The sequence below is a fragment of the Pseudomonas sp. 2835 genome, from assembly GCF_050435905.1.
Lineage (GTDB): Bacteria > Pseudomonadota > Gammaproteobacteria > Pseudomonadales > Pseudomonadaceae > Aquipseudomonas.
Window position 1 is genome coordinate 25,920 of record NZ_JBNDLE010000013.1, and the last position, 14,041, is coordinate 39,960.

The 14,041-nt window shown below is 62.6% G+C and carries 16 protein-coding genes; 3 read left to right on the forward strand and 13 right to left on the reverse strand.

Annotation, left to right across the window (positions count from 1 at the left end; genetic code table 11):
- Position 1: 1 nt before the first annotated feature.
- From ABIE20_RS18465 to ubiE, 6 genes are all read right to left on the reverse strand, one after another.
- Positions 2-271, reverse strand: coding sequence for a twin-arginine translocase TatA/TatE family subunit (locus ABIE20_RS18465; RefSeq protein ID WP_045193875.1), 270 nt, complete (start codon positions 269-271; stop codon positions 2-4).
- 25 nt (positions 272-296) lie between these two features.
- Positions 297-632: a phosphoribosyl-ATP diphosphatase gene (locus ABIE20_RS18470; RefSeq protein ID WP_010222337.1), complete on the reverse strand. Its 336-nt coding sequence runs from the start codon at positions 630-632 to the stop codon at positions 297-299.
- Between the two features lies 1 nt (position 633).
- Complete coding sequence (hisI, locus tag ABIE20_RS18475) at positions 634-1,026, reverse strand: phosphoribosyl-AMP cyclohydrolase (protein WP_429506423.1); 393 nt, start codon at positions 1,024-1,026, stop codon at positions 634-636.
- Between the two features lie 72 nt (positions 1,027-1,098).
- Positions 1,099-2,706, reverse strand: a complete 1,608-nt coding sequence (ubiB, locus tag ABIE20_RS18480) for a ubiquinone biosynthesis regulatory protein kinase UbiB (RefSeq protein WP_401288574.1) — start codon at positions 2,704-2,706, stop codon at positions 1,099-1,101.
- Positions 2,703-3,326, reverse strand: a complete 624-nt coding sequence (locus tag ABIE20_RS18485) for a ubiquinone biosynthesis accessory factor UbiJ (RefSeq protein ID WP_429506424.1) — start codon at positions 3,324-3,326, stop codon at positions 2,703-2,705. Before ABIE20_RS18485 ends, ubiB begins: the two co-directional genes overlap by 4 nt.
- Positions 3,326-4,096 carry a bifunctional demethylmenaquinone methyltransferase/2-methoxy-6-polyprenyl-1,4-benzoquinol methylase UbiE gene (ubiE, locus tag ABIE20_RS18490; protein WP_429506426.1) on the reverse strand — a complete coding sequence of 257 codons (771 nt, stop codon included), beginning with the start codon at positions 4,094-4,096 and terminating at the stop codon, positions 3,326-3,328. The genes ABIE20_RS18485 and ubiE overlap by 1 nt, the downstream gene beginning before the upstream one ends.
- 124 nt (positions 4,097-4,220) lie before the next feature.
- On the opposite strand from ubiE, the gene ABIE20_RS18495 reads away from it, so the two are divergent.
- From ABIE20_RS18495 to ABIE20_RS18505, 3 genes are all read left to right on the forward strand, one after another.
- Positions 4,221-4,496: a polyhydroxyalkanoic acid system family protein gene (locus ABIE20_RS18495; protein WP_045193867.1), complete on the forward strand. Its 276-nt coding sequence runs from the start codon at positions 4,221-4,223 to the stop codon at positions 4,494-4,496.
- 213 nt (positions 4,497-4,709) lie between these two features.
- A complete protein-coding gene (locus ABIE20_RS18500) occupies positions 4,710-5,129 on the forward strand; it encodes a phasin family protein (protein ID WP_429506428.1) in 420 nt (139 codons plus the stop codon).
- Between the two features lie 10 nt (positions 5,130-5,139).
- Positions 5,140-5,952, forward strand: coding sequence for a phasin family protein (locus tag ABIE20_RS18505; RefSeq protein WP_429506429.1), 813 nt, complete (start codon positions 5,140-5,142; stop codon positions 5,950-5,952).
- A 116-nt stretch (positions 5,953-6,068) separates the two neighbouring features.
- Here ABIE20_RS18505 and ABIE20_RS18510 read toward each other — a convergent pair whose 3' ends face one another.
- From ABIE20_RS18510 to hslV, 7 genes are all read right to left on the reverse strand, one after another.
- On the reverse strand, positions 6,069-6,683 hold the full coding sequence (locus tag ABIE20_RS18510; protein WP_429506430.1) for a TetR/AcrR family transcriptional regulator: 615 nt from the start codon (positions 6,681-6,683) through the stop codon (positions 6,069-6,071).
- Between the two features lie 13 nt (positions 6,684-6,696).
- A complete protein-coding gene (phaC, locus tag ABIE20_RS18515) occupies positions 6,697-8,379 on the reverse strand; it encodes a class II poly(R)-hydroxyalkanoic acid synthase (protein ID WP_429506431.1) in 1,683 nt (560 codons plus the stop codon).
- A gap of 119 nt (positions 8,380-8,498) precedes the next feature.
- The gene (phaZ, locus tag ABIE20_RS18520) at positions 8,499-9,350 is read right to left on the reverse strand and encodes a poly(3-hydroxyalkanoate) depolymerase (RefSeq protein ID WP_038997548.1); all 852 of its coding nucleotides are present in this window, start codon (positions 9,348-9,350) and stop codon (positions 8,499-8,501) included.
- A 60-nt stretch (positions 9,351-9,410) separates the two neighbouring features.
- Positions 9,411-11,090 carry a class II poly(R)-hydroxyalkanoic acid synthase gene (gene phaC, locus ABIE20_RS18525; protein ID WP_429506433.1) on the reverse strand — a complete coding sequence of 560 codons (1,680 nt, stop codon included), beginning with the start codon at positions 11,088-11,090 and terminating at the stop codon, positions 9,411-9,413.
- Between the two features lie 350 nt (positions 11,091-11,440).
- Positions 11,441-11,818, reverse strand: a complete 378-nt coding sequence (locus tag ABIE20_RS18530) for a gamma-butyrobetaine hydroxylase-like domain-containing protein (RefSeq protein WP_429506435.1) — start codon at positions 11,816-11,818, stop codon at positions 11,441-11,443.
- A gap of 97 nt (positions 11,819-11,915) precedes the next feature.
- A complete protein-coding gene (hslU, locus tag ABIE20_RS18535; protein ID WP_045193855.1) occupies positions 11,916-13,253 on the reverse strand; it encodes an ATP-dependent protease ATPase subunit HslU in 1,338 nt (445 codons plus the stop codon).
- A gap of 77 nt (positions 13,254-13,330) precedes the next feature.
- Positions 13,331-13,861: an ATP-dependent protease subunit HslV gene (gene hslV, locus ABIE20_RS18540; protein ID WP_028945572.1), complete on the reverse strand. Its 531-nt coding sequence runs from the start codon at positions 13,859-13,861 to the stop codon at positions 13,331-13,333.
- Between the last annotated feature and the right edge of the window lie 180 nt (positions 13,862-14,041).

A 14,041-nucleotide genomic window follows, 5' to 3' on the forward strand; every position in this document is an offset into this window, starting at 1 on the left:
ATCAATCTTTCCTGATCGGTTCTTCGACCTTGTGGGCCTGGCCGTCGATGGTCTGCGGCTGGTTCAGCGGCGAAGCGGCCTGGGGCTGGACCGGTTGCACTGGCGGTGGCGTCTGCTCGGCCGGCTTGGACTCTTCTTCGTTCATGGCTTTTTTGAAGCCCTTGATCGACTCGCCCAGGTCGCTGCCGAAGTTCTTCAGCTTCTTGGTGCCGAACACCAGTACCACCACGACCAGCAGGACGATCCAGTGTTTCCAGTCAAAAATACCCATGATGCAATCCCTCGAAATAATTCAGTTAGGCCGACGGCTGACGCGCTGCTTTCTCGGCGTGCCCGGACAGGCCGAAGCGGCGGTCCAGCTCGTCCAGCACCGCCTGCGGGTGCTGGCCCAGTTGGGCGAGCATGACCAGGCTATGGAACCACAGATCGGCGGTTTCGTAGATGACATCGCTGCAGTCGCCGCTATGGGCGGCGTCCTTGGCGGCGATGATGGTCTCGACCGACTCTTCGCCGAGCTTTTCCAGAATCTTGTTCAGGCCCTTGTGATACAGGCTGGCCACGTACGAGCTGTCGGGCTCGGCGCCTTTGCGTGCTTCCAGTACTTCGGCCAGGCGGGTCAGGGTGTCGCTCATGTCAGTGTCCTGCGCTGTAGATGGCATGCGGGTCCTTGAGGACCGGGTCGACGGTCTTCCACTCACCATGCTCGAAGACCCGGTAGAAGCAGCTTTCGCGGCCGGTATGGCAGGCGATATGACCCAGTTGCTCAACCATCAGGATGATCACGTCGGCGTCGCAGTCCAGGCGCATTTCGTGCAGCTTCTGCACATGGCCGGATTCTTCGCCCTTGCGCCACAGTTTGCCACGCGAACGTGACCAGTAGATGGCCCGCTGCTCAGCGGCGGTCAGCGCCAGCGACTCGCGGTTCATCCAGGCCATCATCAGCACGCGCCCGGTCTTGTGGTCCTGGGCGATAGCCGGTACCAGGCCATCGCTGTTCCAGTTGATCTCGTCCAGCCAGTCTTTCATCTTCGACTCCAAAGCCGGGTTCGATCCTTCGCCGAACCCTTGCGCTAGTGTGCCAGCCAGCGGCCCGGCTGGCTATCGACGCACGATCAGGTAGAGGCCGGCGGCCAGCATCAACCAGGCCGGCCAGGCAGCAGGGGCGCTGAGGCTCACCGCACCGGCAGCCAGGGTGGCGCCGCCGCCGAGCAGGCCGGCGCCGAGCAGGCGCAGGGCCCAGTGATCGCTCTTGTGCTGCCAGGGCGCAGGCGGGTCGGACAGGTGCGGCTGCGACATGCGTTCGAGCAGGTCGCGGGTCATGCCGGCCAGGTGCGGGATCTGCTCGACCTGGCCATGCAGGTTCTGCAGCAGGGTCTTGGGGCTGACCCGCTCGCGCATCCAGCGTTCGAGGAACGGCTGGGCGGTGCTCCACAGGTCGAGGTCCGGGTACAGCTGGCGACCCAGGCCTTCGATGTTGAGCAGGGTCTTTTGCAGCAGCACCAACTGCGGCTGGACTTCCATGTTGAAGCGCCGCGCGGTCTGGAACAGGCGCATCAGCACCTGGCCGAAGGAAATATCCTTTAACGGTTTTTCGAAGATCGGCTCGCACACGGTACGGATCGCCGCTTCGAATTCGTTGAGTTTGGTCTGCGCCGGTACCCAGCCCGAATCGATGTGCAACTGCGCCACGCGGCGGTAGTCGCGCTTGAAGAAGGCAAACAGGTTGCGCGCCAGGTAGTCCTGGTCCTCGGGGGTCAGGCTGCCGACGATGCCGCAGTCGATGGCGATGTACTGCGGGCTCCACGGCTTGACCGTGCTGACAAAGATGTTGCCGGGGTGCATGTCGGCGTGGAAGAAGCTGTCACGAAACACCTGGGTGAAGAAGATCTCCACGCCGCGTTCGGCGAGCATCTTCATGTCGGTGCGCTGGTCGGCCAGGGTCGCAAGGTCGGTGACCTGGATACCGTAGATGCGCTCCATCACCAGCACCTTGGGCCGGCACCAGTCCCAGTAGACCTGGGGCACGTACATCATTTCCGAGCCTTCGAAGTTGCGCTTGAGCTGGCTGGCGTTGGCTGCCTCGCGCAACAGGTCGAGTTCGTCGTAGATGGTTTTTTCGTAGTCGTTGACCACTTCCACCGGGTGCAGCAGGCGCGCATCGGCCGAAACCCGTTCGGCACCGCGGGCGATCAGGAACAGCCAGGCCAGGTCCTGGGCGATGATCGGCTTGAGGCCCGGGCGCACCACCTTGACCACCACCTCTTCACCGCTCTTGAGCTTGGCCGCGTGCACCTGGGCAACAGAGGCTGAAGCCAATGGCTCGACGTCGAAGCGGCTGAATACCTCGCTGATCTTCGCCCCGAGCTGTTCTTCGATCAAGGCGATGGCTTTTTGCGGGTCGAATGGCGGAACCCGGTCCTGCAGCAGCATCAGCTCGTCGGCGATGTCTTCGGGCAGCAGGTCGCGACGGGTCGAAAGCAGCTGGCCGAACTTGATGAAGATCGGCCCCAGGTCCTGCAACGCCAGGCGCAGGCGCGCGCCACGGCTAAGCTGCAGCTCTTTGCGCGGCAGCCATCGCCAGGGCATGGCATAGCGCAGGCCCATCAGCCACCAGGGCAGGGGCAGGGCGAACAGCAGATCATCGAGACGGTAACGGATCACGACGCGCTGGATGCGCAACAGACGGCGGACGGCAAGCAGCTTCATGCGTTATCGCTGGTATCAAGGGATCGGACAAGGCGCTCGATGCGCGCCTCAAGGCGTTCAATGTCGACTTTGAGCGTGTCGAGTTCGCTGAAACGGGCTTCGGCTTCGCGCTGGCCGACCAGGGTCCGGGCCTCTTCGGCGAGGTACTCGGAAAGGTTCTGGTTGAGCGCCGCCAGGCCCTGGCGGGTCCAGTTGGCGCGGCTGCGCAAGTGGCCGCTGAGCAGTTGCGTGGCGACCGGGCCGAGCCAGCGGGACACTTCGAACTCCCAGTCAAGCTCCAGGTCTTGCAGTACCGCGACCAGGTCGAGCAGCACCGCGCTGTCGCCTTCAAGCTCGACCTGCGGGCTGTGCAGCACGGCGCTCTTGTCCTGGCTCAGGGCCAGGCGCAGCAGGCTGCTGGCCGGCGCGCGCAGGGTGCAGTCGGCCTCATTGGCCCAGTGCGTGGCGAGCATCAGGCCTTCGTCACTGGGCAGGATGAACAGCTGCAGGGCCGGCTGGCGGCAGTCGATGGCAATCACCTTGCCGTCGAGCGGGCGCAGGCGCGGCAGCGCTGTGCTGTCCAGGCGCAAAACACGGTTGAGGCCGTGTTCGACGCTGGCGAGCAGGCCGGCCAGGAGCATCAGGGCTTGATTCCCCGGTGCAGGGCAACGATGCCACTGGTCATGTTGTGGTAGGTGACGCGGTCGAAGCCGGCCTCGACCATCATCGCCTTGAGGGTTTCCTGGTCAGGGTGCATGCGGATCGATTCGGCCAGGTAGCGATAGCTTTCCGAGTCGTTGGTGATCAGCTTGCCAGCCAGCGGCATGAAGGCGAACGAGTAGGCGTCGTAGACCTTGGACATCAGCTTGTTGGTCGGCTTGGAGAACTCCAGCACCAGCAAGCGGCCGCCGGGCTTGAGCACCCGCAGCATGGAGCGGATGGCGTCTTCCTTGTGGGTGACGTTGCGCAGGCCGAAGGCGATGGTCACGCAGTCGAAGTGGTTGTCCGGAAACGGCAGCTTTTCGGCGTCGGCCTGGACGAACTCGATGTTGCCAGCCACGCCGCGGTCGAGCAGGCGGTCGCGGCCAACCTTGAGCATCGACTCGTTGATGTCGGCCAGTACCACCTGGCCAGTCGGGCCAACCAGGTGCGAGAACTTGGCCGCCAGGTCGCCCGTGCCGCCAGCGATGTCGAGCACCCGGTTACCCGGACGCACGCCCGACAGCTCGATGGTGAAGCGCTTCCACAGGCGGTGCATGCCGCCGGAGAGCACATCGTTCATCAGGTCGTACTTGGCCGCCACCGAGTGGAACACCTCGGCGACTTTCTCGGCCTTCTGGCTTTCCGGCACGTCTTTGTAGCCGAAGTGGGTGGTGGGTTCGGCGTGGTCGCCTTTGCGCTGATCGTTCATATCGCTTCACCGGAAAAAATTACTGGCCATTCTAGGGCGTACGGTCGGATTTGTCTTGGCGGGGTGTGTCGCAGGTGGGGCGCGGGCATAATATAAGTATGCCTTCGAACCCAGGATTGAATGAATGACCCAGATCAGCGTTGAACGCAAACACAGCCTGGGCCGCGACGCGGCCCGGCAAAAGGCCGAAGCCCTGGTCGACAAGCTGGCCCGCGAATACGACCTCAAGGCCAGCTGGAACGGCGACCGTGTAGAGGTCAAGCGCAGTGGCGCCAACGGCAGCGTGCAGATTGGCGAGGACAGCATCAAGGTCGAGCTGAAGCTGGGCATGATGCTGTCGATGATGAGCGGGACCATCAAAAGCGAGATCGAGCGAGCGCTGGATAAGGCGCTCGCCTAGCGGCTCAAGTGGGGAGCTGCAAGCTGCAAGTGGTTCGCGGTGAATGGGAGGGGCACGACAGTTTCAAGGTCACCGCTGCCCTTTCTTGCCGCTTGAAGCTTGCCGCTGCCCCTTTATTAGTGTGCCAATTCTAATTTTTCCCCCTACCTTGTGCTCAAGCCCAACTTCCCTGGGCAGTTCCTCCCTTTCCGTTCAGAGCGTGAGGTGTAGAGCATGGCCAAAGTAATCCTGAAGAAAAAAGACGACGCCCAGCGCACGTTGGGTGAGGTGCGCGGCTACGCGCGCAAGATCTGGCTGGCAAGCCTGGGGGCTTACACCCGGGTCGGCCAGGAAGGTGCCGACTACCTGAAAGAGCTGGTCAAGGCCGGTGAATCGGTAGAAAAACGCGGCAAGAAAAACCTCGATGCCAAGGTCGATGCCGCCAACTCCGAGATCGATTCGGTGAAGAGCGAACTGACCAGCGTGAAGGGCAAGGTCGAGGTTCAACTCGACAAAATCGAAAAGGCTTTCGACACACGGGTCGCAAGCGCCTTGAATCGCATCGGCATTCCGTCTAAACATGACGTGGAGACACTCTCTGTCAAGCTCGATGAGCTCACGGCATTGCTTGAACGTGTCGCACGTAAACAATAAGGAGAGCGGGATGGCTGGCAAGAAGAATACTGAAAAAGAAGGCAGCTCCTGGGTCGGGGGGATCGAGAAGTATTCCCGCAAGATCTGGCTGGCTGGTTTGGGTATCTACTCCAAAATCGATCAGGATGGCAGCAAGGTATTTGACGGCCTGGTCAAGGAAGGTGAGAAAGCTGAAAAACTGGCCAAGGGTTCGGTCGACTCGGCCAAGGCAACCGCCAAGTCGGCTACCTCGCGCATCAGCGGCGTCAAGGAGCGCGCACTGGGCAAATGGGACGAACTCGAAGGTGCTTTCGACAAGCGCCTGAACAGTGCGATCTCGCGCCTTGGCGTGCCGAGCCGCAGTGAGGTCAAGGCGCTGCATTCGAAGGTCGATACGCTGACCAAGCAGATCGAGAAGCTGACCGGTGCATCGGTTACGCCTATCTCGAAGAAACCGGCAGCGAGCAAGACCGCAGCCAAGCCATTGGCCAAGGCTGCACCGAAAGCGGCGGCTAAACCTGCAGCTAAAACGGCAGCGGCAAAACCTGCAGCCAAACCAGCGGCGAAAACCGCAGCGGCAAAACCTGCGGCCAAGCCAGCAGCCAAGCCGGTAGCAGCCAAACCTGCAGCTAAGCCAGCAGCCAAGCCTGCGGCCAAACCGGCTGCGGCGAAGAAGCCGGCAGTGAAGAAGCCAGCGGCCAAGCCAGCAGCTAAACCTGCAGCAGCGAAGCCGGCGACACCTGCGGCCAGCGCTGCACCGGCGCCAAGCCCGGCTCCAGCAGCCACTGCTGCACCGGTCGCTCCACTGTCGTCGCCATCGGCAAGCCCGACTAGCCAGTCCTGATTTCAGGCGGCTGTCAGTCTACGCCCGGCCTTGTGCCGGGCGTTTTCATTCTGGTGTTGTACCGGGGTTGTGGGAGCCGGCCTTGCCGGCGAAAGGGCTGCGAAGCAGCCCTAAGGTCAGCCATCCAGATACCTCAAGGCCAACTGCTGCGCCGCATACCGCGATCCCTCCTCCAGGTGCGGCGCCACCAGCATCATCACCTGGTAAACCACCACCCCGACTTCACCTTCGCGGGCCAGTACCCGTTGGTAATCGAGCGAGAACAGCAGCGTCAGGGTGATCTGTTCCACCAGTTGGCCAAGCGCCCGCGTATCACTGAGGACCTGGCCCTGGGCCTTGAGGCTGGCCAGTAACGCCGCCAGGGTGCGCTTGAGGGCGTTGAGCAGGTTGCGCATGCCACGGGCCAGCTTGGGCAGGCGCCCGGTCAGGTTCGACAGGTCCTGGAACAGAAAACGGTACTGGGCCATGCGCTCGACGATCAGGTGCAGGAACAGCCAGTAGTCCTCGGCATCCAGGCGCACTCCCAGTGGAGGGTCGAGCAGCGGTGTGAGCTCGTCCTCGAAGCGTTCGAACAACCCCAGCACCAGCGGCTCCTTGCCGTGGAAGTGGTAGTAGAGATTGCCCGGGCTGATGCCCATCTCGTTGGCAATCTCCAGGGTCGAGACATTCGGCTCGCCCTGGCGGTTGAACAGTTGCAGGGCACATTCGAGGATACGGTCGCGGGTTTTCATCCGTTCTTCTTGTTCAGCGCGCCTGCACGTAGCTGCCGGGCGCGGGGTCCATGGGAGGGTAGTTCTGGTTGCCGAGGGCCATTAGGGTTTCGCGCTGGGGGCCGGAGCGTGCCTGAATCCACTCAAGCCACTGCGGCCACCAACTGCCTTCGACCTGCTTGCCATCGTAGAGCCAGGCGCGCGGGTCGCTGCTCAGGCGCGGGTTGTCGACATAGTGCGCCTTGGGGTTGCCCGGCGGGTTGATGATGCTTTGCACATGGCCGCTGTTGGCGAGGATGAAGCGCTTGTCGCCGCCAAGCAGGGCCGCCGAGCGGTACACCGCGTCCCAGGGGGTGATGTGGTCGTTGCTGCCGGCAACGCTGAAGCTGTCGACGTTAACCTTCTGCAGGTCGATCGGCGTGCCGCACACTTCAAGGCCTGAGGCATGGGCCAGCGGGTTGTGCTTGAAGAAGTCCAGCAGGTCGCCATGCAGCGCTGCCGGCAGGCGGGTGTTGTCGTTGTTCCAGTAAAGGATGTCGAACGCCGGTGGCGCCTTGCCCAGCAGGTAGTTGTTGACCCAGTAGTTCCAGATCAGGTCGTTGGGGCGCATCCAGGCGAACACCCGGGCGATCTCGCGGCCATCGAGCACGCCTTGCTGGTAGGAGCGGCGCTTGGCCGCTTCGAGGGTCTGCTCGTCGGCGAACAGGCTCGCCGGGCTGTCGATCTGGCTGTCGAGCAGGCTGACCAGGTAGGTGGCGCTGCTGACCCGGCGCAATTGGCGCTTGGCCTGCAAATGGCCCTGCAGCGCGGCCATGGTCAGGCCACCGGCGCAAGCGCCCATGAGGTTGACCTCGCGGCTGCCGGTGATCGCCCGGCACACGTTGAGCGCTTCCTCCAGCGCTTCGACATAACTCGACAGGCCCCACTCACGGTGGCGCGGGTCGGGGTTGCGCCAGCTGATCATGAAGGTCTGCAGGCCGTTCTTGAGCATGTACTGGACGAAGCTGTTGGCCGGGCTCAGGTCGAAGATGTAGAACTTGTTGATCTGCGGCGGCACGATCAGCAACGGCCTGGCGTACTGTTTTTCGCTCATCGGCTTGTACTGGATCAGCTCCAGCAGCTCGTTGCGAAACACTACCGAACCCGGCGTGGTGGCCAGGTTGCGGCCGACCTCGAAGGCCTGCGGATTGACCTGGCGAGGCAGGCCGTCGTTGTGGCGCAAATCGTCGAGCAGGTGATTGATGCCGCGCACCAGGCTCAGGCCGCCGGAGTTGAACAGCTCTTTGACCGCCAGCGGGTTGAGCAGCGAGTTGCTCGGCGAAACGGCATCGTTGAGCAGGGTGAACAGAAAGTGCGCACGGGCGCGATCATCCGGCGCCAGCTGGCTCTCGTCGATCCACAGGCGGGTCTGCTTCTGCCACGCCAGGTAGGCTTGCAATCCGCGGCTGTAGAGCGGGTTCTGGCTCCAGGTGGGGTCCTTGAAGCGGTTGTCGCGGGGGCCGGGCTGGTAGGGCGTTTCACCCAGCAGCACCTTGCCCAGCTGATTGCCCAGGGCGAGCATGTGCTTGGCGGTATGCAGCGGGTGGCGCAGGCCATGGCGGCTGACGCTGCGTAAGGTCGACAACAGGTCGCGGCCGCGCAGACCGCTGATTGCGCTCTGCACGTTCATATAGTTGGCGGGGACCGGTAGCGATCCCTTAGCGGGTTTGTCTTTCATCAGGCAACACTCCGTCGTCAGGCCATCAACAAACACATCAATGCAAGAGCGACACCAACCTCACGCCGCGCACTCGGGTTGCCTGGCATCCTGCCATGGGCTCGGGTGTGGCAGGCGTCTCAGCTGCTGGGGGCGGGCCGAGGGTGCATGACGGCGCGTTGGCGCTCTTGCTGGAGGAACTTCATGATGATCGGGGCGACGGCCTCGGCCCGGGTGATCAGGAACAAGTGGCCGTCGTCGATTATGTGTAGCTGGGCATTGGGAATTCGCCAGGCCAGCAGACGCATGTTGATCAAGGGAATCAACGGGTCATCGTCACCGGCCAGCACCAGGGTCGGCTGCTGGATCTTGTGCAGCCAGTGAATGCTGGTCCAGCCAAGCCCGGCGAACAGTTGCCAGTAGTACCCGAGCTTGCCCCCGGAACGCACCTTGGCCGCGTGCGACAGGGCCAGGTCCGGGTCACGGCGAAAGCCGCCGCCGTAGATCTGCGGGGCGATGCGGATCACGTGGGACGGCTGCACATAGCGCCTGGGGCTGGCCATCAACCACAGCACCTTGGGCTTGCCCGGGACCATCACTGCGCCTGCAGCGGTGGCGGCCAGCACCAGCTTCTTGCAGCGCTCGGGGTAGTCATGGGCGAACTGCTGGGCCAGCGCCCCGCCCCAGGACACGCCAATGACATTGACCTGGCCATAGTCGAGGTAGTCGAGCATGCGCGCGGTGAGCTTGGCCAGGCCCGGGAAGCGGTAGGGGTGGCGCGGGGTCGATGAACCGCCGACCCCCGGCACGTCGAAGGCAATCACCTCCAGGTCCGGGTCCAGGGCCTGGATGAACGGGAACACCAGCTCCAGGTTGGCGCCGATGCCATTGAAGATCAGCAAGGGCGTCAAGTGCGGCTTGCCGGGTCGGACGGCGGTGCGGATGGTCTGGCCATCCAGGTCGACGGTCCTGAAAATGTACGGTTGCGGCATGCGCGAAGCCCTGTGGTTTGTAAACGCCGCAGCCCTTGCGAGCTGCGGCGGTGTTCGCTATCAACGCTCGTGAACGTAAGTCCCTGGCGCTGCGGCACCGGCCACATGGGCCTTGTTGCCAAGGTTGGCCGGGGCCTTTTTCAGCTTGCCCGAACGCTCGGCCAGCCAGGTCTGCCAGTACAGCCACCAGGAGTCGGTGTGCTTGGTCGAGTTCTCTTGCCAGTCGAGGGCGCTGGCGGGCATTTCACTGTTGGTCATGTACCGCGCCTTGGGGTTGCCCGGCGGGTTGAGGATGCTCTGGATGTGGCCGCTGTTGGACAGCAGGAACTCGACCTTGCCACCGAACAGCTGTGCCGACTTGTAGCACGACTGCCATGGCGTGATGTGATCGGCGGTACCGGCCACGCTGAAAATATCGGTGGTCACCTGCTTGAGGTCGATCGGCGTGCCGCACACTTCCAGTGCATCGGGGCGCAGCAGTGGATTGTTTTTGAACATTTCGATCAGATCGCCGTGGAAGGCGGCCGGCAGGCGCGTGGTGTCGTTGTTCCAGAACAGGATGTCGAACACCGGCGGCTCGTTGCCCAGCAGGTAGTTGTTGACCCAGTAGTTCCAGATCAGGTCGTTGGGCCGCATCCAGGCAAATACCTTGGCCATGTCGCGGCCTTCGAGCACACCGGCCTGGTAGGAATGGCGCTTGGCGGCCTCGAGGGTCTGCTCGTCGACGAACAGCGCCACCTGGGTATCGAGGGTGGTGTCGAGCACGCTGACCAGCAGGGTCAGGGCGTTGACCTTCTTTTCCCCCAGCGCCGCGTAGTGGCCTACCAGCGCGGTACAGGTGATGCCGCCGGAGCAGGCGCCGAGCATGTTCAGGTCCTTGCTGCCGGTGATCGCCAGGATCACGTCGACCGCTTCCTTGAGCGCGTCGATGTAGGTCGACAGACCCCATTCGCGCTGGGACTTGGTCGGGTTGCGCCAGCTGACGATGAAGGTCTGCACGTTGGAGCGCAGGCAGAAGCGCGCCAGGCTCTTTTCCGGGCTGAGGTCGAAGACGTAGAACTTGTTGATTTGCGGCGGCACCACCAGCAGCGGCTTTTCCAGCACCTGCTCGGTGATCGGCCGGTACTGGATCAGTTCCAGCACGTCGTTGCGAAACACCACCGCGCCTTCGCTGGTACCGAGGTTCTTGCCCACCTCGAAGGCGTCCATGTTCACCTGGCTGGGCATGCCGCCATTGTTGACCATGTCCTTGGCCAGGTTCGACAGGCCGTCGAGCAGGCTCCTGCCACCGGTTTCGAAGAAGCGCTTGACCGCCGCCGGGTTGGCTGCGGTGTTGGTCGGCGCCATGGCCTCGGTCATCAGGTTGATGACGAAGTGGCCGCGGCTGATGTCTTGATCGGACAGGTTGCTGGTATCGATCCAGTCGTGCAGTTCTTTGCGCCAGGCAAGGTAGGTTTGCAGGTAGCGGCGATACAGCGGGTTCTGGCTCCAGGCCGGATCGTGAAAACGACGGTCGTCATTCTCCGGCTGCAAGCTCGACTTGCCGAAGATCACATCCTTCAGTTCCATGCCGAAATGGGCGACATGCTTGGCACTGTGCAGCGGTTGACGAATGGCCTGGCGCAGGACCATTCGAGCAGAAGTCAGCAAATCCTTGCGGCGCAAGCCGATCACCGGGTTCAGACCCAGGGTGTTTTCCGAGGCTTGGCGCTGCAGGTCATCGTTATTCTTGTTACTCATCTACGACGCTCCGTTGTCCTGAGACGAGTACCGGTTTGACTGTGCGCGTTACACAGACGAACGCCCGGTACTGCTGCTCGGGTGACCAGTGATAACGAACTGCGGTCCTGCGGCCGGATGCAAACGACGATGAGCCCTGCGGGTTTTTTCTGCGTGAGAAGACTGCCTGCTTTCGCTCGCGACCTCTACATACCAGCCCGACCCTGCATTAAATCCGATGCAGGGAACTTGCCAGATCCATTGGTTACCCGACTTTTTGGTATTGCGCAAGACGGCCACTCATTGGCCGTGGTGCAGGCATTCAAGCAAATAGAATTAGAAAATGCGCTCTAAACCCTGGAGGGCCCGAACTAGAGCATCAGCTTGACGATCGACTCGTTGGGGTCGCGGGATTTGCCGGCTTTTGCCAGCTCGCCAAGGTAGTCCGCCCAAAGCTCATCCTGGCGCAAGCACAGTTGCTCGAGGTATTCCCAGGTGAACAGGCCGCTGTCGTGGCCATCGTCGAAGGTCAGTTTCAGTGCGTACTGGCCGGCAGGTTCGAGCCCGCTCAGGCCAACGCCGAGCTTGCCGTACTGGAGGATCGGATTGCCGTGGCCCTGGACCTCGGCGGAGGGGGAGTGCACGCGCAGGAATTCGGCGGGCAGGTTGTACACCTCATCTGGCCCGTAGGTCAGGGTGAGGGTCTTGGAGGCTTTGTGCAGGTTGATGCCGCTGGGGAGTCTGGTCATGGATAAGGGCTCTTGGGCTACAAGCTGCAAGCTACAAGCTACAAGAGAAGGCGTCCAGCGCACTTAACTTGCAGCTTGCCGCTTGAAGCTTGCCGCTTTAGAGAATGTAGCGAGACAGGTCTTCGTTCTGCGCCAATTCGCCCAGGTGGCTGTTGACGTAGTCGGCGTCGATGCGGATCGGCGCTTCGCTGTGGGCGCTGGCCAGGTCGCCGGCGCTGAACGACACCTCTTCGAGCAGCCGCTCGAGCAGGGTGTGCAGGCGACGGGCACCGATGTTCTCGGTTTTCTCGTTGACCTGCCAGGCGATCTCGGCCAGGCGCTTGATGCCGTCGGCGGCGAACTCGATGTTCAGGCCTTCGGTTTTCAGCAGCTCACGGTACTGCTCGGTAAGCGAGGCGTGCGGTTCGCTGAGGATGCGCTCGAAGTCTTCCGGGCTCAGGGCCTTGAGCTCGACGCGAATCGGCAGGCGGCCTTGCAGCTCGGGTACCAGGTCGCTCGGCTTGCTCAGGTGGAAGGCACCGGAGGCAATGAACAGGATGTGGTCGGTCTTGACCATGCCCAGCTTGGTGTTCACCGTGCAGCCTTCGATCAGCGGCAGCAAATCGCGCTGCACACCTTCACGGGAGACATCGGCGCCGCCAACGTTACCGCGCTTGGCAACCTTGTCGATTTCGTCGATGAACACGATGCCGTGCTGCTCGACCGCTTCCAGGGCCTTGGCCTTGAGCTCGTCTTCATTGACCAGACGGCCAGCTTCTTCGTCACGTACCAGCTTGAGCGCTTCCTTGACCTTGAGCTTGCGGCTCTTGCGCTTGCCCTTGCCCATGTTGGCGAACAGGTTCTGCAGCTGGTTGGTCATTTCTTCCATGCCCGGCGGCGCGGAAATATCGACACCCACGGCCTCGGCCACTTCGATCTCGATTTCCTTGTCGTCCAGCTGGCCTTCGCGCAGGCGCTTGCGGAACAGCTGGCGGGTGTTGGAGTCCTGGCTGGCGACCTGGTCTTCATTGAAGCCGGTACGCGCCGGTGGCAGCAGGGCATCGAGGATGCGCTCTTCGGCGGCGTCTTCGGCGCGGTGACCGACGCGGATGATTTCCTGCTCGCGGAGCATCTTGATCGCCGCATCGGCCAGGTCGCGGATGATCGACTCGACGTCACGGCCGACATAGCCGACTTCGGTGAACTTGGTCGCTTCGACCTTGATGAACGGTGCGTTGGCAAGCTTGGCCAGGCGACGGGCGATTTCGGTCTTGCCGACGCCGGTCGGGCCGATCATCAGAATGTTCTTGGGCGTTACTTCAACGCGCAGCTCGGCCGGCAGCTGCATGCGCCGCCAGCGGTTGCGCAGGGCGATGGCGACGGCGCGCTTGGCGTCGTCCTGGCCGATGATATGGCGGTTGAGTTCGTGGACGATCTCGCGGGGGGTCATGGACATGATAGTGATGGTCCTTGGGCTCGATAAGTCAGCGTGGAAAAGCCCGGCCACCGGGGCCGGGCGCCAGAACAGCTGAATTACTCGGCCAGGTCCTGCTCCTCGATGGTCAGGTTGTGGTTGGTGAACACACAGATGTCACCGGCGATATTCAGCGCGGTCTCGGCGATTTCGCGGGCCGAGAGGTCGGTCTTTTGCAGCAGGGCGCGAGCGGCGGCCTGGGCGTAGGCGCCACCGGAGCCCATGGCGATCAGGCCGTCTTCGGGTTCGACCACGTCACCGTTGCCGGTGATGATCAAGGATGCGTCCTTGTTGGCCACGGCCAGCATGGCTTCCAGGCGGCTCAGGGAACGGTCGGTACGCCATTCCTTGGCCAGCTCCACGGCGGCGCGGATCAGATGGCCCTGGTGTTTTTCCAGTTGCCCTTCAAAGCGTTCGAACAGGGTGAAGGCGTCGGCGGTGGCACCGGCGAAACCGGCGATGACCTGGCCGTGGTACAGGCGGCGGACTTTCTTGGCGTTGCCTTTCATCACGGTGTTGCCGAGAGAAACCTGGCCGTCGCCGCCCATGACGACTTTGCCGTGGCGGCGAACTGAAACGATAGTGGTCAAGGGAGAGTCTCCACGCAGCGGGGCGAAAATGCCTGATGCAGACTCATATGGGGGTGGTGGGAAGGATTTCAACCTTGAAGGATGAGTGGTAATCCTTCAGGGCCCCATCGCCGGCAAGGCCGGCTCCCACAAGGATCGGTGCATACAGGACCTGTGGGAGCCGGCCTTGCCGGCGATGGG

Coding starts and splice junctions, on each gene's coding strand:
- ABIE20_RS18465 (WP_045193875.1), bottom strand. CDS start 271: ATGGGTATTTTTGACTGGAAACACTGGATCGTCCTGCTGGTCGTGGTG.
- ABIE20_RS18470 (WP_010222337.1), bottom strand. CDS start 632: ATGAGCGACACCCTGACCCGCCTGGCCGAAGTACTGGAAGCACGCAAA.
- hisI (WP_429506423.1), bottom strand. CDS start 1,026: ATGAAAGACTGGCTGGACGAGATCAACTGGAACAGCGATGGCCTGGTA.
- ubiB (WP_401288574.1), bottom strand. CDS start 2,706: ATGAAGCTGCTTGCCGTCCGCCGTCTGTTGCGCATCCAGCGCGTCGTG.
- ABIE20_RS18485 (WP_429506424.1), bottom strand. CDS start 3,326: ATGCTCCTGGCCGGCCTGCTCGCCAGCGTCGAACACGGCCTCAACCGT.
- ubiE (WP_429506426.1), bottom strand. CDS start 4,096: ATGAACGATCAGCGCAAAGGCGACCACGCCGAACCCACCACCCACTTC.
- ABIE20_RS18495 (WP_045193867.1), top strand. CDS start 4,221: ATGACCCAGATCAGCGTTGAACGCAAACACAGCCTGGGCCGCGACGCG.
- ABIE20_RS18500 (WP_429506428.1), top strand. CDS start 4,710: ATGGCCAAAGTAATCCTGAAGAAAAAAGACGACGCCCAGCGCACGTTG.
- ABIE20_RS18505 (WP_429506429.1), top strand. CDS start 5,140: ATGGCTGGCAAGAAGAATACTGAAAAAGAAGGCAGCTCCTGGGTCGGG.
- ABIE20_RS18510 (WP_429506430.1), bottom strand. CDS start 6,683: ATGAAAACCCGCGACCGTATCCTCGAATGTGCCCTGCAACTGTTCAAC.
- phaC (WP_429506431.1), bottom strand. CDS start 8,379: ATGAAAGACAAACCCGCTAAGGGATCGCTACCGGTCCCCGCCAACTAT.
- phaZ (WP_038997548.1), bottom strand. CDS start 9,350: ATGCCGCAACCGTACATTTTCAGGACCGTCGACCTGGATGGCCAGACC.
- phaC (WP_429506433.1), bottom strand. CDS start 11,090: ATGAGTAACAAGAATAACGATGACCTGCAGCGCCAAGCCTCGGAAAAC.
- ABIE20_RS18530 (WP_429506435.1), bottom strand. CDS start 11,818: ATGACCAGACTCCCCAGCGGCATCAACCTGCACAAAGCCTCCAAGACC.
- hslU (WP_045193855.1), bottom strand. CDS start 13,253: ATGTCCATGACCCCCCGCGAGATCGTCCACGAACTCAACCGCCATATC.